The organism is Enterococcus sp. LJL128 (assembly GCF_056924295.1).
Genome location: NZ_JBXPBP010000015.1, coordinates 57,876 through 80,187 on the forward strand (window position 1 = coordinate 57,876; position 22,312 = coordinate 80,187).

Genomic DNA, 22,312 nt, shown 5'->3' on the forward strand with positions numbered 1-22,312 from the left:
TTAACTAATTAACAATACCAAACTCATCAGGATACTCATCGGATATATTCATATTAAAAGCAATTGCATTTAAAATACGTTCTGATGCTTGCCCATCACCATAGGGATTAGAAGCTTTTGCCATTCTTTCATACACTTCTATATTGTTTAATAATTCTGATGCTTCTTCAAAAACTTTGTCCTCTTCTGTACCGATAAGTTTAAGTGTTCCTGCTACGACTCCTTCTGGTCTTTCTGTCGTATCTCTTAATACTAATACTGGAACTCCTAATGAAGGAGCTTCCTCTTGAACACCACCTGAATCAGACAGAATCAGGTAACTTCTATTTGCATAATTCTGAAAATCTACTACATCAAGTGGCTCTATTAAATGAATCCTTCCAGACTTGATTAAAGTTTTTTCAGCTAGCTCTCTAACCTTAGGATTTTTATGAATAGGAAAAACAATTTCAATATCCTCAAACGAACTGAGCAGGCGATTGATTGCTTTAAATACGTTTACCATAGGTTCACCGAGATTTTCTCTTCGATGCATTGTCACTAGTATTATTCTTTTTTCCATCAAAGTATTTAGAAGCTTATCCTCATAGTCTTCTTTCACTGTATACTTCATGGCATCAATTGCTGTATTTCCTGTAATGTATATGTTCTCCAACTTTTTTCCTTCTGCCAAAAGGTTATTTTTACTTTGATCTGTTGGTGCAAAATAAATATCTGACAATACATCAGTCAATTGCCGATTCATTTCTTCGGGAAACGGTGAGTATTTATCCCATGTTCTCAGCCCGGCTTCTACGTGACCTATACTTATCTGCCTATAAAATCCTGCTAACGATGCTGCAAAAGTAGTTGTAGTATCCCCATGAACTAAGATTATATCTGGCTTTGCCTCCACAATAACTTCATCCAACTCTTTTATGACCCTAGTTGTGATATCAGTTAGAGTTTGACCGTCCTTCATCACATTTAAATCGAAGTCTGGTTTTATTTGGAAAAAATCTAATACTTGATCCAACATTTCTCTATGTTGAGCTGTTACAACTATAGTTGATTCAAAACGTTTATCTTTTTGTATTGCTTTAACCAATGGAGCCATTTTAATTGCTTCTGGTCTTGTACCAAAAACTGTCATAATTTTTACTTGATCCATAAAATTTCTCCTCTGTTAAAGTTTATAGGTATTCTTTAATATATTATTTGTATCTAGCACAAACTTACCATTTAAAACTGATACATTTTCTTTCAAATGAGTATGAGGAACCATTACTACTATTACTTCACTTGTTTCTAAAAATTTATCAAAATCTAATTCTTGATTATCCAAAATTTTCTCTTTAATCATTGGGTCATAAACTTTGAAAGGTTCAGCAAAATTTTGTTCCATCAAATCAAACAATTGTTGAGTAGGGCTCTCCCGAATATCATCAACATCTTGCTTATACGTTAATCCATAAATTCCTATCTTGTTTCTATCAGTTATAGAATTTTCTTTCATAATATCTTTTATTCTTTGTAAAACCAATTTAGGCATTGATTCATTAATTTCCAATGCAGTAGAAATTAATTTGGTATATCTAGGATAATCTCCAACTAAAAACCATGGATCAACAGGAATACAATGTCCCCCCACTCCGGGACCTGGATTCAAAATATTTACTCGAGGGTGCATATTGGAAATTCTGATAATTTCATGAACATCCAAATTGTCATGTCTAGCAATTTTAGTTAGTTCATTTGCAAACGCAATATTCACTGCGCGAAATGTGTTCTCTACAACTTTACTCATTTCTGCAGTACGAATATCCGTACACACAATATCGCCTTTACAGAATGTTTGATACACTTCTTTTACTCTTTCAGCATATTTAGAATCATCTGCTCCAATAGTACGAGAATTATTTTCCAACTCATAAATCATTTGCCCCGGTAGAATTCTTTCCGGTGCATGAATCAAAAATATTCGTTTATTCTGAGTGGAAAGAATTGGTCGGATAAACTTGTCAATTGTTCCCGGAGAAACTGTAGATTCTATAACTAATACTGTATCTTCTTTACAAACCTCTAATATTTTTTTTGTAGCAGCAATAACATATGACGGGTCTATTTTTTTACTTTCTTTTTCATAAGGAGTTGGAACAGTCACAATATAGAAATCTGTAGAAATATACTCATTGACAAATTGAATTCCTTTACCTAAAGCTTCCTCAAATAAGCTATGAAGTCCATCTTCTTCGAATGTCAGTTTCCCTTCGTTTAAAGAATTAACCAATTCTTTATTATAATCTGTACCTATAACCTCATTTCCATTAGCTGCTAACATTAAAGCTGTTGGTAAGCCAATATAACCTAAACCAATAATATTAATCATTTTTTTTCCTCCGTAAATTTAGTAAGCTAACTCCCGTTACTTTAAATAGATAAATAAAAATAAAATAGCCTAATACTGAAATTATAATTGTAAAAAGAACAGATAGATTTCCGAAATTTGATAGAGTCACATTCATATATTTTGTAATTCCTCCCATCAAAATACCTGCTATAGAAATTTTTAGTATATCACTTTTCAAATTTGAAATTTGAATTATTTTCTTTTTGGATAAATCATAGCAAAGTAAATAAGTTGTAATTATCGCAGCTATAGTTGACGCTAATCCCAAGCCGCCAATCCCCATAACAGAAGGAAGGAACAAGCTAAAAATTATATTGACTATCATTCCAATAGTGGCATTCACAACTGGTGTCCTCATATCTTCCATAGAATAATAAATTCTGGAAATTAACTCTCTTAATCCCATTGGAAGCAATCCCAAAGATAAATAATACAGCGTTGCAGAAGTCAATTCAACTGCTCGAGAATCAAAACTTCCTCTACCGAATAATAAAACAGTTATTGGCTCTGATAAAAGCATTAATCCTATTGTAGCAGGTACCAATAAAACTAGCATAGTTATCAATGAACTTTGAACTCCCTGTTTGAACTGCTTTTTTTTCTTTTCCACATATAATTTCGATAGCATCGGATAGATAACCGCTACTAGAGAAAAAACAACAGTACTTAAAATAAACGAATTTATTCTATCCGCATAATTGAATGAAGATACTCCCCCAATTGACACTTGTGAAGCAATTGTTTTATTTATCAAAATATTTATCTGTGTGACAGAAGCACCAAAAATAACAGGCAGTATCTTTTTAAAAAAATCATTCATTTCTTTAGTTCGGAAAGAGAGGTTTGGTACTATACTGAATTTTTCCCTTTTTAAAATTATTAATAGAAATAAAAATTGGGTTACTGCAGCACATACTGATCCCAGCGAAAGCCAAATTAGATTCCATTTAAAACTCAAATAAACAGATAGTATAACAAAGAAGTTATAGATGAATCCCAGAATAGCAGGAAAAATAAATTTTTTTCTAATTTGCAATAATGCATTGAATAGCTCAATACATCCACTAAAAAACAGACTCCAGATAGTCACTCTGGTGAATAAAACAGCTAAATCCAACGTCTCGCCAGAAAATCCTAGCGCAAACATCTTTACAATTGGATATGTAAAAATCTGAATGATAACTGCTATAATTAAACAGAAGATAAAAAGAAGTGTAATTAGACTGTTCGTAAATCTATTTGCTTTTTTCATGTCTTCAGTTTCTAACCTTGTATAACTAGGTATAAAACTAGTTGTTAATCCCGCATAGACGAATGAAAAAATAGTAAAAGGGATTGTCAACGAAATGAAATATGCATCACTCACCTTGGATGCACCATAAAAATAAGAAATCACCATCTCCCTAACAAAACCGATACCTTTGGACAGTATAGATATTATCATCAGCCAAAATGTTGTTTTTTTCATCTTAAAACTCCACATTTCTTCTGTAATCGCTAAGTTCGATATTTTCTTTTATTATTCTTCCAGGTACACCAGCTACTACACAAGAATCAGGAATATTTTTAGTAACTACTGCATTAGCACCTATGACAACATTGTTTCCAATTTTTATATCCCCTAATATTTTTGCTCCGGCTCCAATATACACGTTATTTCCTACTCGAGGAACATTTTCCTCTAGATTTTTACCTCCTACTGTAACACATTGATCTATTATACAATTTTCTCCAATAACTGATCTCGTATGAATAACTACTCCGATACCGCCATATCCAAAAATTGTTCCTTTTCCTATTTGTGCAGAGTAAGGAATAAAGCAACCAAAAATAAATCTAATTAATAATGTCATCACTTTTGCTGGTATCATCAATTTCTTTTTATAAAGATAATGGGAGAAACTGTACCATCTGTATACATTTTTCAACTTTTTTCCTCCTTATCATAAATAGTTATTCTAGAAATAATACTAATGCCCCCAACTATAACAAATGTAACTATAGAAATTAGTATTCCATTGTATACAGAACCTCTTCCTACTATGATTAACATTGTTGCAAAATTCACTCCTAAAATTATCTTCATTATTGAAGTAGATTTAAATAATACATAATCAAGAAGTTCACAAATTACTACCCAAATAATAGGACCTATAATAAATCCATACCAATAAAAATTAGCAAAAATATCTCCAAAAAGCGTAGGGTGAGTAGAGTATGTGGTATTAGAAAAATCATTCAACCAAGCACTCCCCATTGAAATAGCAAAATCAGAAGGTTTTCCACCATCTATTAGAAAATCCGGTATCACTATAAACAATAACCTTATGTAAGAATATCCTTTATTAAAATCGGGAAATTCGTTATTTCTTTCAATAAAATAATAGAATACATTTCTTAATGATAATTCACCTTCCCCACTAAAAATAGTCTCCAGAACTTGAGTATTCAATGATGCAAAACTATTATCAGTAAGAATATTTGCAAAACCACCGAAAATCCTTAATGTTCGTAAAAAATAAATTAGATAGATTACTAGAAAACCTGACACTCCCAAAATTATAATATTCCGAATAGATATTTTAATTTTTTTATAGAATACAAAATAAATAACTAATCCAGTTATTAACGGTAAGATAGTTACTCTGTTACCTGTTACTATAACATAAAATAAAATCGTTGCTCCTGAAATTATTACGCCAACTCTATTTTTTACAATAAGATAATACAAAAAAACTCCACCACTACAAAAAAGCAGATATTGAGAAATCAACATTACCCTGCCTATCTCTCCCGAAAGATTAAGCATATAGAATTTCCCCCATGAGGCATTCATTACTCCTCCAAAATACTTGACACTAACATATAGTATCATAAAACTACTTAAGCAAAGCAACACTAATAACATAAATGCTGCTTTCTTGCTGGCACTTCTTCGAGGGAAAGTTTCTATATCATAAGGATAATGTTTTGCCTTATTTAGTAAAAATCGCAACGCTAAAAATATCAAACTAAATATTACTACAAATACACTTGCACTAATTGTAGTTTGTACTCTATATTGATTTAGTTTAAACATTACTGAAAAAAAATGAGGAACACTAAATAGGATTAACAATGTTGCCCATAAGAAAATAGAGATACTTCTTTTTTCCAGTTCTTTCAATGTCACAAAAAGGACTAAAATCAGTTGAATTATACTCAACAATTCATTCATGCATTATCTTCCTCAACTAACTCTTTAAAAAGTTTTATTTCATGACCAATCGTATTTTCTCTATAAAACATTTTATTTTTTTCTTCATATTTTGATTTTAGTTTCTTTTCGTCAATTTTATTAAATTCGTCATTATCAATCAAAGTGACATTTGTGAAATTTGAAAATACTTCTTGACAGACATCAATATCAGAAGTTATTGTCGGAATTCCAAATGTGGCCATCTCACACATCATAACACCTTGTGCATCCGCTCTTGTTGGCATAAGAGCATATCGTGATTTATTTAGCTGTTCGATTATTTCTTTATGTGACAAATGCTTTTCTATCAAGAATAAGTTTTTCGGTTTTTCAATAAACTTATAAAAATCACCTTTACCAAAGACTGCAAAATTATACTCAGGGTTATTTTGAGCCAATCTAGTTACTACATCAATACAATATTTCGATTTGTCCAACATATTTCTTATTGTTATAAAATCATATTTTTTCTTACTTTCTTGATCGTATGTTTCTTCTTCAAATAAACTTCCTATACTATTATAAATTACGTAGTTTCTACCGTCTATTAGCTTCTCATCCATTCCTACGAACTTAAGAAACATTTTTTTCATCCAATGGCTTACAAAAATATAAGTAGATTTTTCATTATTTCTTTCAAAAAAATTTTTCCACATTTTTAGTTTGAATGTATCGTAACTGTTGTTCAATAATCCCTTTAGTTTATTTCTATTTTTAATGTAATCATAGGGCTTAGGATATATTTCCGATGTTCTCAACACCTCATGACCATGAAAGAAGAAGATAAATTTATCAAATCTATCTCCATTTTTTTTTAAAAATCTATAGTGATTTCTAAGATTTGGTTGATGAGAAATTAATGTTTTACATCTAAAATCATCTTTATTTTGTTCATATAAATCTAAATTAATAACTTTTACTCCATCAATTTCATATGAGGAGTTTGCAGAAAAGTTTAAGACAATAACTTCAATTCCGCTTTTTAAATATTCAATATTTCGAGTATGAACAAAATACTGGGATACATAACCATTATTGTCAGGATAATCGGTCATTAAAATAAATAATCTCATTTCACATTTTCTCCTTATTAACTATTAAACAGAATTTTAGTTTTAAAATACACCGTATCCGTTGTAAATTGCTTTTTTAAAACTATTTTATTTGAATATTGTTTTCTTAAATAATACTTACTAAAATAAGATTTTTCAACATGAACTTCTGCATCTGTTATTAGTTCCGCTATTTTCTCATCACCATCTATAAGATAAATTTTTTGACTATCTTGTTGTACCTTATATGGAGTTTTAAAATAAATTCTCCCATCTAAATCTTTACAATTTTTATTTTTAAGTATTAGTTCATCAATTAATTGTATTTCATTGTTAGCCATTGTTATTTTTCTGAAATGAGTATATTTATTTTTCACTTCTAATGTACCTTCAAGACTGTCTTCAGTATGTTTAATTAAATCAACTTTAGGCCAATTATATATCATAAATTTGCCTAAAGTTTTCATTTGTGCTAGCCCAGATATATGAGCCGTGTTATGCTCATATTCTCTTTTTAGTTCTTTTCCTAAATCAGAAGCATAAGAATATACACCACTATCAATAAAAATATTTTTTTTCTTAAACCATATATCTACATGCATTTGGTCCATTTGACTAGGACGACTTTTTAACGTCTGCATGACAGAAAAAATGAATATATTATCATTTTTTAAAGTAAATAACCCTGCTTCTTTAAAACCGATACTTTTCCTTTCTTTCACTTCAGACGTAGCAAATCTATCTTTATATCTCACAAACCAAGCTGATTCTTCAGTTAAATAAGCTTCCTCATATAAAAACTTCCCAGTATAATAATAACAAATACTATTAATAACTGGACGATAATCAGAATATTCCACAGCAGCAACCGGGAAAAACCACGCCCCATCGTTTGAGCCATAGTTAGGTAATGAACCATCCTCACCTTCCTGCATTTGATAAAGCATTTGGGCACTCTCAAAAATCTTTTGTTTGACTCTTTCCGATATTTCTATCTTGCATAATGGTTCAATAAAAAAATATATTTCAACTAGCTGTAATAATACACGTTGATAATTTACTGAATACTGAATATATCCACCATCAGCCATTATTTGTTTATCTAGCTCTATATTTAACAAATTGACATATTTTATAATTTTTTCATTATCATTTGCACATAACGAATAAATTAACATGCCAATAATTTCAGAAATAGTATGATTGTTTTTAATTGATTTCTTAGCATATGAAAAGTTACTTCTAATCTTTAAATAGTTTCTTTGGACAAACTCCTCCACAGCACTTTTCAAATATTCATTATCTCCCATATAATGTTGAAAAACAGCATAACTAATAAGGATATTCATTGTTCGCAATGCACATTCCTGCCCATCCTTATAGTTTAACCCATAAGGATAGGGATTCTCCTTTAACCAATCAGTAACTTGAATTATATATACCTCGTAATACTTTTTATCCCTAGTTAAAATATAGGCTCTGGTTAAATAATGGACATGGGAAAATCTTGATGGTTCCCAATATACTTTGATATCTCCCATTTCCTCACTAAAATCAGGATATTCAAACCATTTTTTATCGTTTTTAATAGTGTTTCCATTCAAAGGATTATAATTCCATTTGGGTGGATTTCCAAAATGCAAATTTTTAGAAGAAAAAATTTGAAGGTTCCCTTTACAAATTTCATCAGCTTTATCAATTATATATTTATTCTTATTTTCTTCAGAGATACTATTCAAAGTCTTTTCAATATCACTGATGGACAATTCAATTTGTTTATTAAAAATATCAACATCAATAACTTCTCTATTTACTTCAAAAAGCTTTTCAAAAAACTCAAATTTCCTTAAAAATTTGAGTTTTAACGAATATACTAGTCGGAAAAATATCCAGTTTATCTTATACTCGCGAAGAATAGTAATTATATCATTTATTTTTAGACGCATAGTTAATTACCTTTATTAACCTCTCAGTTTGCTTTTTGAAATCGTATTCTTTCACTGCTGACAAAGCATTAATTTCTATTCTACTTTTTTCTTCTAAATTTAAACTCTTTATTTTCAAGATTGCTGCAACATAGTTTTCAGGAGAACTTTCTTCAAGCTCTAAGCCAATGTTATTTCTTTCAATGGGGGAATAACCCATCTTTACTGAAGATATAATAGGTTTCCCTGCTGCCATATACTCAAATAGTTTATTAGAACTATTTCCTCTGGTCCAATTATATAAACTCTCTGAATAGTTTAAAAGATTAACAGATGATTTAGATAAGATATATGGAACATATTGTTTATCTACCTGACCAATAAAATGGATATTATCGAGGCCTAATTCTTTTGAATACTCTTCCAACATATCCTTCTCGCTGCCAATCCCAAAAATCAAAAATTTGATTTTGGAATTTGTTTTCAATAAATAAGCCGCATCTACAATCTTCTTAACATTATTGACTGGTCGAATTGACCCAATATATGTCACATAAAATATATTTTCATCAAAAATATATTCCTCATATTTTTTTAATTCTGTATTTTTTTTAAATTCTGATAAGTCTATTCCATTATTAATGTAAAAAATCTTATCTTCAGAAATCCCCCCCCCTTGATTAGTAAGCCATTTTTTTTCTTTTAGGTAGTCAATATCCCCTTCTTTAGTAAATATAATGGCACTCGACTTTATATATATCCACTTTTCTCCTTTAGTTAATATTCTACCTAAAATGGATTTTTCTTTTAATTTTCCAAATGAAAATATTGCTTCTGGCCATAAGTCTCTAATTTCTGATATACATGCTATCTTATACTTTTTTGCTAGTTTGAGTCCAGCAATTAAAGTAAGTGGGTGAACACTAGAAGCGTAAATTATTTCTGGTTTTTCAACTTCTTTTGAAATGTCGTTATGAATTTTTAAAATATTTCTATAGAAATCAAACATATTTTTTATACGATCTATACCATTATCTAATGCTGTCTTTGTCTTTATAAAAACAAAAGGAATTTCATCCAACAGATGAACTGAATATCCTTTGTTTGAGATTTCTATAAATTCTTTAGAATTATGAAAAGTGTTTGCACATATTATAACAGGATTATAGCCTTGTGCTTTTAAGTATTTAGCAAACCAAAAATGTCTACCGCCTCTATTCTTATACATATCTGTCGCATAGTGATTCATAATCCATATGTTCTTAGTCATTCTTATCATCCTCACCAGTAAAAAAAGAATTTGTTTCAGATTTCCCATCGGATATTCCATCTCTTTTTAATACTCTTAAAATCGTTAAACCAATAATTTTTGCATCAAAAACCAAAGAAATATTATCCAAATATTCGACATCCAGCTTAAACTTTTCTTCCCAGCTGATAGCGTTTCTACCATTTACTTGAGCCAATCCTGTTAGTCCAGGCCGAACATCATGCCGTTTGCACTGTTCCTCGTTGTACAGTGGTAAATACTCAACTAATAAAGGTCGTGGTCCGACAATTGCCATATCTCCTTTGAAAATATTCCAAAGCTCAGGCAATTCATCTAAACTGGTTGAGCGCAGAAATTTGCCAAACTTAGTTAGTCGAATATCATCCGGCAACAGCTCACCCTTTTCATCTCGCTCATCTGTCATCGTTCTAAACTTATACATAGAAAAAACTTTCTCATTTAGTCCTGGTCTTTGCTGTTTAAAAATTATAGGACTACCCAATTTTACTTTTACCAATAAAGCAACAATTAAATATATAGGACTCAACACTACTAGTGCTATAGCAGATAATAAACAATCTAACAAACGCTTAACCCATTTTCCATATGCTCCCTGTTTAGTCACCAGCCAACACCCTCTTGATAATCTTCACTACCCGTTCAAGATCTTCATCTGTCATTTTAGTATCTGAAGGGAGACAAACGCCGGTTTCAAACAGCGTCTGCGAAACCTTGTCACCAAAATAATCATACTTTTCAAAATAAGGCTGCATATGCATTGGCTTCCATATTGGTCGTGATTCAATATCATCTTCAGCAAGTGCATCCATTATTTCTTCCGGAGCAACTCCTTTAAGCGTGATACAGCTCAGCCAAAAGTTTGGCTGATTCCATTCATTTTCTGGCATGAATGACACTTGTTCAAACGCTTCAAGTTCTTTTTTATAAAACTGGTAAATCTCATTTTTCTTTTTTACTCGCTCCGCCAAAATCTTCAATTGTCCTCGTCCAATACCAGCTACAATATTACTCATACGATAGTTATAGCCTAATTCACTATGCTGATAATGCCTAGCTTGATCTCTAGACTGGGTAGCCCAGAATCGTGCTTTATCAATCGCTTCCTTGTCATTTGAAACTAACATACCACCACCAGATGTGGTAATAATTTTGTTCCCATTAAATGAATAAATACCATATTTTCCAAATGTTCCAGTTGCCTTATCTTTATATGTAGTTCCCAGTGACTCTGCAGCATCTTCAATCAATGTCACACCATATTCATCACAAATTGCTTGAATTTCATCAATGGCAGCCGACAAACCATATAAGTGTACCACAATCACTGCTTTGGTCTGAGGATATTTTTCTAATGCCTTTCTCAGATAAACAGGATCCATATTCCATGTCGCAAAGTCACTATCAATAAAAACGGGTATCGCGCCTTGATAAATAATAGGATTAGCAGTAGCTGAGAAAGTTAACGACTGACATAAAACAATATCTCCTTTATCTACTCCAGCGTCCTTTAGCGCCAAGTGAATAGCAGCTGTCCCTGAAGATAACGCTGCAGCATGATCGATATTTACCAAATCAGCCAGCTCTTCTTCAAACTTATTTACATTCTCTCCTAATGGAGCAATCCAATTTGTGTCAAAAGCTTCTTGTACAAAAGCTTGCTCATAACCTTCATCACTCATATGAGGTGAAGCTAAAAGAATTTTTTTAGTCAAGCTGTTCACTCCTTAATTTTCTTTATACTTGCTGGAATACCCACCGCTACAGCATTAGCTGGAATATCTTTGATAGCAACGCTACCTGCACCTAGTGTAGCATTTTCATTTATCGTTACTCCTGGAATCAGCTGACATCCTGTTCCAATTTCTACATGGCCATTCAATGAAACATAGCCAGAAAGATTTACACTTGGATAGACTGAATTGAATGACGCCAGTTGAACATCATGCCCAATTGTTGTATTCAAATTAATTAAATTGAAGTTTTCTAATGCTATGTCAACTGTTAAAACACTGTTCGCACAAATAATATTTCCAATTCCCATAGTAACCCGATTACCAACCAACGCATTGGGGTCAATTAAGTTTGGAAAGCTAAAATTCTCTTTTTCTGCAATTGATAAATATATTTTTTCTCTAACAAAGGGATTTCCTATTGCAATCGCAATAGCCGTTTTTTCCTTAATTGATTTCAAATAGGACATATTTCCTAGATAATTATAATCTTTTGATTCCACTTCACTATTATCATCTACATAACCTAAAATGTTATATTTACTTGTTCTTTCAATTAACCAAGCTACTTCTCTTCCAAAGCCACCGGCTCCAATAATTATTATATTTTCCATATTAAGGTCTCCCCACGATAAACGCAAAATTAGTTGTCGCAGAACCACCTAAATTGAGCATTGCACCATTTTTGGCATCTTTAATTTGGTAGGTTCCTGCTTGATTCGTCACTTGCTTATGAAGATCAAGAAGCATTCTAACACCGCTGGCGCCTACAGGATGTCCCGCACCAATTAAGCCGCCACTGGGATTAATTGGTTTTTCACCAGCAAAACTTGTCAGTCCAGCTTCTATCACTTTGTACTCTTCTCCTTCTCCACAAATACCAAAGCTGGAAACAGCAACATACTCACTAGAAGTAAAACAGTCATGTGTTTCAAACACATCAATATCAGCTACATTTAATCCTGCCCGTTTATATGCTTCAGATACGGCTAATTTAGTCCAAGGTAAAATCGGTTTTCCTTGGCTGCTTCCCGCCAACTTTTTCTTTAAAGTTAAAGGCGCTACCCTATGTCCCCAGCCTTTGATTTTAGAAACGTTCGCTTGATCTCTGCCTGATAAATATGCTTCATTACAAAGTATGACTGCTGCTGCACCGTCTGTTACCTGAGAACAGTCGGAAACAGCCAATACACCATCACCAATAATTGGATTGTACACAGAACCTCTTCCTAAAGCATGGTCCTTACTCATAAACCATTTTCTAGTTTGTGCCAACTGATTACGCTTAGCATTCGCATAATTTTTTTGAGAGATTGTTGCAAGGCTAGATAAAATTAAATCTTCCCGCCCTTCTTCCAACTCTAAAATCTTTGAAGCTAACCGGCCAAATAAATTAGGAAAAGGATACGCAACTCCATTTGCTTCTTCTTCATATAAAGATGCAAGTCCTAAAATATCTCCACCAGTAGCTGAATCAACGGTTTTCATCATTTCCCAGCCAATCACAATAGCTACATCATAGTCATCACTTCTGATTTTGGAAACTGCAGCATCCACTGCAACCGATCCAGAAGCACAAGCTGCTTCATACCTTGCAGAAGGTATACCATAAAAAACTTCATCCACTTCAGTTAAAAGTGAGCCCAGATGTCCTTGATTCACATAACGTTCTGCTGCAAAATTACCAACAAAACAAGCAACTCGGTTTTTATCATTCAACTCTTTCAGCTCTTCTCTTGAAATTCCTGTCTTTGTCAACAGGTCTTCTACCACTTCTTTTAGAAGAGCTAACTCTGTTTTTCCTTCTTTCGACCAGTTTCTTTCAAAGTCAGTCTGAACTCCATTTAGGATATATACATCGTTCATTTTTTTCTCCTTAGTCTTACGCCTTGATAAACTTTCTAAAATCAAACTCTGCAGTGAAGACTGACTCTACGAGACCTGTAAACTCCTGCTTAGACACTTGATTTTCAGCAGACTGTTGATATACAGCTTCAAAATTATCTTGTCCGCCAAATATTTCGAGCCAGCTACTTGGTGCACACCAGTTGAAGCCATTAACCATAGCCTTGTCAACAGCAGCAGTATTATCTGCCAACTCATTGCTTACATAATAAGAATACACAGCATTATCTGTCAGTAAATCTTTCAATAAACATCCCTCCTGAGAAGAATCCTGTATTAAATATTGATATGCTTCAAGATAATTTCCAAGTCTAATTTGTTTCTTCATATTCTCAATTAAAGGAATATTATACCTTCTTTTTTCACGAAAACCACCTGAAACAATATCATAAACTTCTGTCTTCAACTGAGTATCAGATTTAGTCTGACGATACAATCCTCCACCAGCTTTGCGCCCAAGCAAGCCTTTGGTCAATAAATCCTCAAGAAACTTAGGACGTCTAAAAACTTCATTACAATAATCAGCTGTATTTTCCTTTAAATTATCAATAATTGCTACATGTACATCAAGACCCACAAAATCAGCTGTTAATAACGGTGGCATACTTCTACCCGTTACTCCTTGAAAAAGATAATCGATATAATCAATTCCACCGGCACTTTTATAGTCATTAGCTAAATGACATGCACGATTAATAAAATGAAAACCTACTCTGTTTGCTAAAAAAGCAGGCTTATCCTTCACCCGCACAATTGTTCGCAGCAGATTCTCTTCTAAATATTGAGCAAACTTTGTAACTAGCTGTTGATCAACAAACTCTGTTTCAACTAATTCGCATAGATTTAAATTGTATGGTGGATTAAAGAAATGTGTACCAAAGTACAAACTTCTTTTATTTTTTGGTATTTCCTTAGCTATCTCACTAATCGATAATCCTGAAGTCCCTGTACTTACAATCGTCTTTTCGCCGCTATAAGAAAAAATAGCTTTTGTTAAATCCATTTTAACTGCTATATCTTCTGCAACAGATTCAAATACCCAGTCAGAGTCACGTACACAGGCTTCCAAATCCGAATAATCTTTTGGTATTAGTTGTTTTTTTATCCTATCCGACTTAATACTTCTACAAATTGACTCGATTGCTTCTGTTGATTTCTCTATTGATCTAGAAATCAAAAAAACTTTACAATTTCCAAAACCTGCGACAATTCCTGCCACATTTTTGCCCATATTTCCATTTGCACCAACGATTGTTACTGTTTCAATATTCAAGTTCATCCCTCACTTACTCGATTCATTGGCAAATTTTACCAACTCTTTACTCAATTTCTCAGAATCTTTTGGTAAATGTTCGACAAACTCCATTACTTCTTCAATTGAAAAGCCATTTACATTCCCTATAAAGATTTTCTCATAGACCTGTTTTGAGTTTTTCTCTTTACTTACTAACAATTCTTCATACAATTTCTCTCCTGGACGAATACCAGTTTCAACAATTTCAATTTCACCCTCCTGATAACCGCTCAGTTGAATGATTTTTTTTGCCAAATCATAAATCCTAACTGGCTTGCCCATATCCAGAATAAAAATTTCTCCGCCGTTTGCCAAAGCCCCAGCTTGAATAACCAAACGGCTTGCCTCTGGAATAGTCATAAAGTATCTTGTCATCCGAAAATCGGTAACTGTTACTGGTCCGCCACGACTTATTTGTTCTTCAAAAACAGGAATCACACTACCGCGGCTGCCCAATACATTTCCAAAGCGAACAGCACAAAACTTGGTACAGCCTTCTTCATTCATACCTGTAACAATCATCTCAGCAATTCGTTTCGTTGCACCCATAACATTCGGCGGATTTACTGCTTTATCTGTTGAAATCATAACAAAGTTTTCAACTCCACACTCTTTGGCGGCCTCAGCAACATTCTTTGTACCGTACACATTGTTTTTCACTGCTTCAATCGGGTTGTATTCCATTAACGGAACATGTTTATGAGCGGCTGCGTGATAGACAGTGTCCGGTTTGTATATACTCATCACGTCTACTAACCGTTGTTTATCCTGAATATCAGCAATGATTGGAATAATCTCTGTTAGTTTATTAGGATATTTATTGGTAAGCTCCTTATGAATCAAATAGATTGAATTCTCTCCATGCCCCAATAAAATAAGCTTCTTAGGGTTAAAACGCATCAGCTGCCGACAAATCTCCGAACCAATTGATCCCCCAGCACCTGTCACCAAAATTATCTTGTTTGTAATTTTCCCCTTTAGCTGATTCATATCCAGCTTAACTTCTTCTCTCCCCAACAAATCTACTACATTTATTTGTTTTAACCGAGAGATGGTGATATTGCCCGAAGCTACCTCTTCTAATGCCGGCATAGCATTAACAGGCAAACCAAGAGGCGTTACAATATCCAAAATCCTTTGCAGTTCTTCTTTCTTTAAGGAAGGGATGGCTATTGTCAACATTTCAACATTGTATTCCTCAACGATTTTGGGAATATCCTCTGTTTTTCCTAGTACCTTTACTCCAGACAAGTACATTCTATATTTATCTGATGCATCATCAATAAACCCAACGACTTGTATATCTCTGCTAGTTGTTGAAGTGCTCAGACTTGAAAGTAATATTCGGCCGCCTTCCCCAGCACCAATGATTAACGTTTTCTTAGCTTTAGGATTAACACCACGCTTGCCATTGCGCCATTCGATAAATAAGCGCCACACTAACCGACTTGATATAATTATAAAAGTGGTGATTAGATACGTTAATAACAAAAAACGGCGACTCTCTCTAAAAAGAATGATTCCTTCTAAAAGAAGACTAATACTCGTAGCAAAAAAAATCGCAATCATTTCTCTCAAATTAGTAAAACGATTGATTCGAGTAAAAATTTTAAAGATAAAACCAAATATTATGTAAAAAAACAATTGTAGCAATGTACTAATAAATACAAAATCTGTTGAAATATGAATATAAGGCATCATATAAAAATAAGTAAATATATTTGCCCCAATAATGATGATGGAATCTATTGATACCAACATCATTAATTTCTGAATTCTCGACATACCACTAGCCACTCTTTCTAAAACAATCGGAATTTTTTCCGTTTAATCTCCTTAAATACAGGTCTTGCTATTTCGTCCCCATTCAATACATCCCGCGCACAAAACTCCATTGCAGTTACTTTTCTCTTGCCAAACTCTTGTTCAATTGCTTTGAATGCCCGCTGCATAAAAAAACTGCGTCTTTTTGTATTATGAGCATCCGAGGCCATCATCTGAACCAGATTATGCTCCACCATCAGCTTAGCAGTTTGTTCAATCTCTCTACCAAAGACACCTAGATAACTTGGTGCTGTCAATTGGGCCAATGCCCCCATTTGAATAAATGGGATAAGTCGGTTAGGATCTTCAATAAAAGTACTGTTACGTTCTGGATGAACAATGATTGGACGATGTCCTCTTTGGGTTAACTCAAAAAAAATTGGTTCAGTGTACTCTGGGATTCCCTCAAAAGGAAACTCTATCAGTATATATTTATCATTCAAATCCGCAAAAAGTATATCTCCATCTTGAATCTGTTGAAGTAATTTTTCAGTAATATGTACTTCCTGTCCTTCATATAAAGTTAAAGGAATTCCACGTAAATCTAAAACCCCCTGAAGCTCCCTAACTTTTAAAATAACTTCGGCAGCTGGATTATTGTAGCTGCCGTTGTTATGATGTGGAGTACAAAGGATATGCTCAATTCCTTGTGCTACGGCTGTTTCAGCCATAGCAATAGAATCTTCCAACGTTTGAGCTCCATCATCTATCCCTGGCAAAATATGGCAATGCAAATCAATCATTCTACTCGCCTACCTTTGTTTTTGTTTCTCTTACCCGTAATAATAGCCTTGTTCAGTCATATTTCTGGCACCATTATATACAACACCCAAAATATTGGCATCAACATAATTCAGTAAACTTTTCGCTTTTCTCAACGCCTCACGATTAGACACATCTTCTCTAGCTACTACAATCGTTCCATCTGCTTTAGATGACAAAATCTGAGCATCTGTAACTGTTACAACTGGAGGCATATCAAAAATAATTAAATCGTAGCTATGCTTTAGTTCCTCAATCAAGCGGCTCATTCGAGCAGATCCAAGCAATTCTGAGGGATTTGGCGGTTTAGGTCCACTAGGTAAAATATGAAGATTATCTACTCCTGACCTCTGAATAATTTCTTGAATATTCACCTGCCGCTTTCCTAAGATACTGCTTAAACCATTTACATTAGATAAATTAAATGTTTTGGCTACTGTTGGTTTTCGCAAATCTGCATCCACCAGCAGAACTTTCTTTCCGGAATCAGCAAAGACAACAGCCAGATTAGCTGAAGTAGTCGATTTCCCTTCACCCGGACCAGATGAAGTGATTACTAAGGTGTGTAAATCATGATCTATCATGGAATATTGAATATTTGTACGAATCGTCCGATATTGTTCTGAAACGGGAGAAGCTTTGTCTGCCAAAGTGATTAGACTAACTCCTTTTTCTGTATCCTGTTTTTTTAAATTATTTTTCATTCGTTTCTCTCCTATAATCTTGTCCGAGTTCTACGTAATGGCTGCTGCCCATTTTCTTTTGGCGCATTTCCCTGAAGCTCATCATTCTGTTCAGAAGTAATTCTCGATATTTTTATATTTAACTCTTTGGCCGACATATTCGGCACCACACCAAGTATTGGTAATTCTAATTCCTCAGAAATAAAGTGTTCATCTTTTAGGGAACGATCAAATACCTCCATAAGAAATGCGAACAGTATTCCAACTAATAAACCACCTAGTAAACCCACTGCTAAGTTCAATTTATTATTGGGCGAAACAGGATTAACATTCGCTGAAGCATTCGAAATAATCGTAATTTTGTCAACATTTAATGTGTTCAACGCAGTGTCTTTAAAAACTGTAGAAGTCTGATTGGCTATTTGCTCGGATAGAATCGGATCATCTGTTGTTGAACTAATCGAAAACATTTGAGAGTTTTGAGACTGCTTTACTTGCAAGCTTCCTTTCAAGCTTTCAATAGAAATTTCCTGATTGTATTCTTCCCTCATCCTCTGTTGGACAGCACTTAAGACTGTGTCACTAGTGATTAAATCTTTATATGTATTAATCATCTGCAAATTGGCGTTAATATCATTCACATTATTCATTTCACCTTGAGGCAATCGAACAATTAGCTGTGCCTGAGAACTGTATTTGGGTGCAATCACAAAAAAAGTGAGCACACCTGCCGCGGCAACTCCTATGATCATTCCAAAAATAATCAAAGCCAGCCTTTTTCTTAAAATTCTAAATATATCCTTTAAACTTATTGTCTCTTCCATTTTTTCCTCCTAGTTGCTGCTAATATTTCTAATTAGCGGAAAATAATTTATTCTAACCTCAAATTATACACTTATTCATACTTTTTACCATACTATATTATACTTTTTATAAATTTAAGATAAGCCGTTTGCTCATCCGTTTCTTCAATTATAAGCTTATTAAAGGTTCCATCAAGCAATGCTGGTAAGGTTCCGTTAATGCGATGGGTAATTGTTGCATTTCCTATTAGCTCCATCCAGTAACCTCCGTCTCCGGTTTCATGGACAACGGTCTGAACCATTCCTCCCGTATTTTTTACGGTAATCTTTTCACAAAAGCGTCTGGAATACAGCAGCGCATACATTAAGCTGCTTGCACACATAGCTGTTCCACAGGCACTGGTTAAACCGACACCTCGCTCATACGTCCGCACAAACAATTTGTTTTCGGCAACTACTTCAACAAAACTAACATTAATGCCATCGAGAAAAATTGGATTTTCGCCATTGACATAAGCTGCAATCCGCTCTAATTCTCCATCATACAGTCCCTTATGATCAACAAACGCAATTAAATGGGGATTGGGTACAGAAACTACTGAAAAGTGCAAAGTATCAGAAAGCTCTGGAATCATCTTGTTAATTATGGTTTGTTGGGAATAAATCATCGGAACAGCATCCTTGTCAAAGCTGACCGGTGATATTTCTACCTGATAAGCAGGCACACCTTCTGCAAAGTTGTCTGTTTTTCCAACCTTTAAATCAGCAAACATTGTTTCTATTGAAAAGAATTCCTTTTGGTAGCTATCAGAGAGGTATCTAGCTACTGTGCGCAATCCATTGCCGCACATACTTGCTTCGCTTCCATCTCTGTTTATAACACGCATTTTAGCCAGACTTGTTCCTTTACTCACATTTTCTATAAGCAGAATGCCATCCGCTCCGCCTAAAAGCCCTGTTTCACGGTCGCACAGATTGATTCTTAGCTGCTCAATCTCTGAGCTTGTCAGCGGTTTTGAAAGCTTTCTTTCATCTAAAATAAAAAAATCATTACCCGATCCATGTACTTTATACAAAGACACATTCAATTTAAGAAACCTCCCTTTTCCTGAGAACACTCCAACTACTAGTATGCCATAAAAAAAAAGAGGAGAACAGTAATTTTTTTACTTCTCCTCTTTTTTATTAATTTTTATTTTGCATTCTTTAGATTTTCATTTACTTTATCCCAATTTACAACATTCCAAAATGCAGCAATATAATCAGGACGTACATTTTTATACTTCAAATAATATGCGTGTTCCCAAACATCTAAACCTAAAACAGGTGTCTTGCCTTCCATTAAAGGAGAGTCCTGATTTGGTGTTGATGTGATTTCAAGCTTACCGTTATTAACAATTAACCAAGCCCAGCCTGAACCGAAACGTCCAGTCGCTGCAGTTTTGAATTCTTCTTTAAATGCATCAAAGCTTCCAAATGCTTCATCAATGGCTGTCTTGATATCCCCAGTCGGCTCTCCACCGCCATTAGGACCCATAATTTCCCAGAAAAATGTATGATTTGCATGGCCGCCGCCATTGTTTCTCACAACACCGCGGATATCTTCTGGAATACTATCTAAATCGGCAATCAATGCTTCAACCGATTTCTCGCCCAATTCAGGATGCTTCTCAATTGCGCCATTCAAGTTGGTTACATAGGTATTATGATGCTTGTCATGGTGCAAATGCATCGTTTCTGTGTCAATGTTTGGTTCCAAAGCATCGTAAGCATAAGGTAAATCTGGTAGTTTATAAGTCATCTTAAATCTCCTCCAAAATCAATGTTTTAAACTCTATACAATATCAGCATAACAAACTTGAAGCCAACCTTCAAAATAATTGCTTACAAACACTCTTTTTTCCACGTTTTTTTTGCTTTCCTGCACTATACAGGAAAAAACACTAAAAAATAACTTCAACTCCTCTCAAAAAAACTCAATTTTTCCAGTTAAATATAAGCCATCACTTCAATTTCTTCTTTTTCTTAGCACAATTTTAAACATTTTTATAGTTCTTCTTTTGCCGGAATATGTTACTATTGTTTATTGATAAACGGAAAATACTATATTTTAGAATACATTGTCTGTTTCATAAGCATTTGATTCAGCTGCTTCACCCCATTCCATTAGACAAGGTAAAGGAGAGAGATTCATGAAGAAGATGGTTCATCGAAAGAATACTCGCCCGGTAAAGGTTGGCGACTTAACAATTGGCGGAAGTAATGAATTGTTCATTCAAAGTATGTGCACAACAAAAACGCACGATGTAGAAGGAACTGTTGCTCAGATTTTGGAATTAGAAGAAGCTGGCTGTCAGATTGTGCGGGTGGCTGTTCCTGATGAAGCAGCAGCAAATGCATTAGGTGCGATAAAAAAACAAATCCATATTCCTTTAGTTGCTGATATCCATTTTGATTATCGGTTAGCCTTGAAAGCAATTGAGCAGGGCGTCGACAAAATCAGGATTAACCCCGGAAATATCGGCCGGAAAGACCGGGTTGAAAAAGTTGTTGCTGCCTGCAAAGAAAAAGGGATTCCAATCAGAATCGGTGTCAACGCCGGCTCGTTAGAAAAGAAATTTCTTCAACAATATGGCTATCCTACTGCTGAAGCAATGGTGGCCAGTGCTATAGAACATATTAAAATCTTAGAAGATTTGGATTTTTATGATATCATCGTATCTTTAAAAGCCAGTGATGTGAACCTTGCCATTGATGCTTATTCTCTGGCGGCAGAAAGCTTTGACTACCCGCTTCATTTAGGTATTACTGAGGCTGGCACACAGTTTTCCGGCGGGATTAAGTCGGCTGCCGGGCTGGGAGCTCTTCTTTCTCGAGGAATCGGAAATACTTGTCGTGTGTCTCTTTCTGCTGATCCTGTAGAAGAAATAAAGGTGGCTAGAGAAGTTCTAAAATCCTTTGGCTTAGCAAGTAATGCTGCAACTCTAATCTCCTGTCCAACCTGCGGACGGATTGAAATCGATTTGATTCCGATTGCTAATGAAATCGAAGCTTATATCGAAAAAATCAAGGCACCCATCAAAGTAGCCGTTCTAGGCTGTGCAGTGAACGGTCCGGGAGAAGCCAGAGAAGCAGATATCGGTATTGCAGGCGGTCAAGGAAAAGGGATGCTTTTCAAAAAAGGAAAGATTATCCGAACTGTTCCAGAGGAAATCATGGTAGAGGAACTAAAAAAAGAGGTAGACCTATTAGCTGAAGCCTATGCCCGTGGTGAAGAAATATAAAATAGAGATGAGACTGGGACATAATCCACTCTCAAAAAGAAAACAAGCTCGATTTTGATGATGAATGTCAAAATCGGGCTTGTTTTTTCTTCTTCCCTTCTCTTTCTCTCCATATATTTTCCTAATTTTCTT

The 22,312-nt window shown here is 34.1% G+C and carries 20 protein-coding genes; 1 reads left to right on the top strand and 19 read right to left on the bottom strand.

Translation table 11 applies throughout. The features are described 5' to 3' along the window. Nucleotides 1-4: 4 nt before the first annotated feature. The 19 genes from wecB to AC1Z3K_RS15210 form a co-directional block, all read right to left on the bottom strand. A complete protein-coding gene (gene wecB, locus AC1Z3K_RS15120) occupies nt 5-1,150 on the bottom strand; it encodes a non-hydrolyzing UDP-N-acetylglucosamine 2-epimerase (protein ID WP_461733165.1) in 1,146 nt (381 codons plus the stop codon). Between the two features lie 15 nt (nt 1,151-1,165). Further along, nucleotides 1,166-2,368: a nucleotide sugar dehydrogenase gene (locus AC1Z3K_RS15125; RefSeq protein WP_461733166.1), complete on the bottom strand. Its 1,203-nt coding sequence runs from the start codon at nt 2,366-2,368 to the stop codon at nt 1,166-1,168. Beyond that, entirely contained in the window at nt 2,361-3,857 is a 1,497-nt protein-coding gene (gene murJ, locus AC1Z3K_RS15130) for a murein biosynthesis integral membrane protein MurJ (RefSeq protein WP_461733167.1), read from the bottom strand. Before murJ ends, AC1Z3K_RS15125 begins: the two co-directional genes overlap by 8 nt. Nucleotide 3,858: 1 nt before the next feature. After that, complete coding sequence (locus AC1Z3K_RS15135; RefSeq protein WP_461733168.1) at nt 3,859-4,317, bottom strand: serine O-acetyltransferase; 459 nt, start codon at nt 4,315-4,317, stop codon at nt 3,859-3,861. Next, nucleotides 4,314-5,606: an O-antigen polymerase gene (locus AC1Z3K_RS15140; protein ID WP_461733169.1), complete on the bottom strand. Its 1,293-nt coding sequence runs from the start codon at nt 5,604-5,606 to the stop codon at nt 4,314-4,316. The genes AC1Z3K_RS15135 and AC1Z3K_RS15140 overlap by 4 nt, the downstream gene beginning before the upstream one ends. Then, a complete protein-coding gene (locus AC1Z3K_RS15145; RefSeq protein ID WP_461733170.1) occupies nt 5,603-6,700 on the bottom strand; it encodes a glycosyltransferase in 1,098 nt (365 codons plus the stop codon). Before AC1Z3K_RS15145 ends, AC1Z3K_RS15140 begins: the two co-directional genes overlap by 4 nt. Before the next feature lie 17 nt (nt 6,701-6,717). Next, nucleotides 6,718-8,625 (bottom strand): heparinase II/III domain-containing protein, encoded by a 1,908-nt coding sequence (locus tag AC1Z3K_RS15150; protein ID WP_461733171.1) that lies wholly within the window; start codon nt 8,623-8,625, stop codon nt 6,718-6,720. After that, the gene (locus tag AC1Z3K_RS15155) at nt 8,606-9,874 is read right to left on the bottom strand and encodes a glycosyltransferase family 4 protein (protein WP_461733172.1); all 1,269 of its coding nucleotides are present in this window, start codon (nt 9,872-9,874) and stop codon (nt 8,606-8,608) included. The genes AC1Z3K_RS15150 and AC1Z3K_RS15155 overlap by 20 nt, the downstream gene beginning before the upstream one ends. After that, nucleotides 9,867-10,499: a sugar transferase gene (locus AC1Z3K_RS15160; protein ID WP_461733173.1), complete on the bottom strand. Its 633-nt coding sequence runs from the start codon at nt 10,497-10,499 to the stop codon at nt 9,867-9,869. Before AC1Z3K_RS15160 ends, AC1Z3K_RS15155 begins: the two co-directional genes overlap by 8 nt. Beyond that, nucleotides 10,492-11,574 carry a DegT/DnrJ/EryC1/StrS family aminotransferase gene (locus tag AC1Z3K_RS15165; RefSeq protein ID WP_461733185.1) on the bottom strand — a complete coding sequence of 361 codons (1,083 nt, stop codon included), beginning with the start codon at nt 11,572-11,574 and terminating at the stop codon, nt 10,492-10,494. The genes AC1Z3K_RS15160 and AC1Z3K_RS15165 overlap by 8 nt, the downstream gene beginning before the upstream one ends. Nucleotides 11,575-11,612: 38 nt before the next feature. Continuing rightward, nucleotides 11,613-12,239, bottom strand: a complete 627-nt coding sequence (locus tag AC1Z3K_RS15170; protein WP_461733174.1) for a NeuD/PglB/VioB family sugar acetyltransferase — start codon at nt 12,237-12,239, stop codon at nt 11,613-11,615. Between the two features lies 1 nt (nt 12,240). Further along, nucleotides 12,241-13,491, bottom strand: a complete 1,251-nt coding sequence (locus tag AC1Z3K_RS15175) for an acetyl-CoA acetyltransferase (RefSeq protein ID WP_461733175.1) — start codon at nt 13,489-13,491, stop codon at nt 12,241-12,243. Nucleotides 13,492-13,507: 16 nt separating this feature from the next. Beyond that, nucleotides 13,508-14,803, bottom strand: a complete 1,296-nt coding sequence (locus AC1Z3K_RS15180) for a 3-hydroxyacyl-CoA dehydrogenase family protein (RefSeq protein ID WP_461733176.1) — start codon at nt 14,801-14,803, stop codon at nt 13,508-13,510. 9 nt (nt 14,804-14,812) lie between these two features. Continuing rightward, nucleotides 14,813-16,609 carry a polysaccharide biosynthesis protein gene (locus AC1Z3K_RS15185; protein ID WP_461733177.1) on the bottom strand — a complete coding sequence of 599 codons (1,797 nt, stop codon included), beginning with the start codon at nt 16,607-16,609 and terminating at the stop codon, nt 14,813-14,815. Nucleotides 16,610-16,626: 17 nt separating this feature from the next. Beyond that, on the bottom strand, nt 16,627-17,391 hold the full coding sequence (locus AC1Z3K_RS15190) for a tyrosine-protein phosphatase (protein WP_461733178.1): 765 nt from the start codon (nt 17,389-17,391) through the stop codon (nt 16,627-16,629). A gap of 30 nt (nt 17,392-17,421) precedes the next feature. Next, a complete protein-coding gene (locus AC1Z3K_RS15195) occupies nt 17,422-18,114 on the bottom strand; it encodes a CpsD/CapB family tyrosine-protein kinase (RefSeq protein WP_461733179.1) in 693 nt (230 codons plus the stop codon). An 11-nt stretch (nt 18,115-18,125) separates the two neighbouring features. Next, entirely contained in the window at nt 18,126-18,917 is a 792-nt protein-coding gene (locus tag AC1Z3K_RS15200; protein WP_461733180.1) for a YveK family protein, read from the bottom strand. 92 nt (nt 18,918-19,009) lie between these two features. Further along, nucleotides 19,010-19,978: a diaminopimelate epimerase gene (gene dapF / locus AC1Z3K_RS15205; protein ID WP_461733186.1), complete on the bottom strand. Its 969-nt coding sequence runs from the start codon at nt 19,976-19,978 to the stop codon at nt 19,010-19,012. A gap of 110 nt (nt 19,979-20,088) precedes the next feature. Then, nucleotides 20,089-20,697: a superoxide dismutase gene (locus AC1Z3K_RS15210; RefSeq protein ID WP_461733181.1), complete on the bottom strand. Its 609-nt coding sequence runs from the start codon at nt 20,695-20,697 to the stop codon at nt 20,089-20,091. A 391-nt stretch (nt 20,698-21,088) separates the two neighbouring features. Between AC1Z3K_RS15210 and ispG the strand changes: the two genes are divergently transcribed. Then, nucleotides 21,089-22,180 (top strand): flavodoxin-dependent (E)-4-hydroxy-3-methylbut-2-enyl-diphosphate synthase, encoded by a 1,092-nt coding sequence (gene ispG / locus AC1Z3K_RS15215; RefSeq protein WP_461733182.1) that lies wholly within the window; start codon nt 21,089-21,091, stop codon nt 22,178-22,180. Nucleotides 22,181-22,312 lie beyond the last annotated feature (132 nt).

What these genes read in the sequence shown, in the direction of transcription:
- AC1Z3K_RS15195 (WP_461733179.1), bottom strand. Translation starts at nt 18,114, where the DNA reads ATGAAAAATAATTTAAAAAAACAGGATACAGAAAAAGGAGTTAGTCTA.
- AC1Z3K_RS15175 (WP_461733175.1), bottom strand. Translation starts at nt 13,491, where the DNA reads ATGAACGATGTATATATCCTAAATGGAGTTCAGACTGACTTTGAAAGA.
- AC1Z3K_RS15155 (WP_461733172.1), bottom strand. Translation starts at nt 9,874, where the DNA reads ATGACTAAGAACATATGGATTATGAATCACTATGCGACAGATATGTAT.
- wecB (WP_461733165.1), bottom strand. Translation starts at nt 1,150, where the DNA reads ATGGATCAAGTAAAAATTATGACAGTTTTTGGTACAAGACCAGAAGCA.
- AC1Z3K_RS15185 (WP_461733177.1), bottom strand. Translation starts at nt 16,609, where the DNA reads ATGTCGAGAATTCAGAAATTAATGATGTTGGTATCAATAGATTCCATC.
- AC1Z3K_RS15210 (WP_461733181.1), bottom strand. Translation starts at nt 20,697, where the DNA reads ATGACTTATAAACTACCAGATTTACCTTATGCTTACGATGCTTTGGAA.
- AC1Z3K_RS15190 (WP_461733178.1), bottom strand. Translation starts at nt 17,391, where the DNA reads ATGATTGATTTGCATTGCCATATTTTGCCAGGGATAGATGATGGAGCT.
- ispG (WP_461733182.1), top strand. Translation starts at nt 21,089, where the DNA reads ATGAAGAAGATGGTTCATCGAAAGAATACTCGCCCGGTAAAGGTTGGC.
- AC1Z3K_RS15165 (WP_461733185.1), bottom strand. Translation starts at nt 11,574, where the DNA reads ATGAGTGATGAAGGTTATGAGCAAGCTTTTGTACAAGAAGCTTTTGAC.
- AC1Z3K_RS15140 (WP_461733169.1), bottom strand. Translation starts at nt 5,606, where the DNA reads ATGAATGAATTGTTGAGTATAATTCAACTGATTTTAGTCCTTTTTGTG.
- murJ (WP_461733167.1), bottom strand. Translation starts at nt 3,857, where the DNA reads ATGAAAAAAACAACATTTTGGCTGATGATAATATCTATACTGTCCAAA.
- AC1Z3K_RS15145 (WP_461733170.1), bottom strand. Translation starts at nt 6,700, where the DNA reads ATGAGATTATTTATTTTAATGACCGATTATCCTGACAATAATGGTTAT.
- AC1Z3K_RS15125 (WP_461733166.1), bottom strand. Translation starts at nt 2,368, where the DNA reads ATGATTAATATTATTGGTTTAGGTTATATTGGCTTACCAACAGCTTTA.
- AC1Z3K_RS15150 (WP_461733171.1), bottom strand. Translation starts at nt 8,625, where the DNA reads ATGCGTCTAAAAATAAATGATATAATTACTATTCTTCGCGAGTATAAG.
- AC1Z3K_RS15170 (WP_461733174.1), bottom strand. Translation starts at nt 12,239, where the DNA reads ATGGAAAATATAATAATTATTGGAGCCGGTGGCTTTGGAAGAGAAGTA.
- AC1Z3K_RS15200 (WP_461733180.1), bottom strand. Translation starts at nt 18,917, where the DNA reads ATGGAAGAGACAATAAGTTTAAAGGATATATTTAGAATTTTAAGAAAA.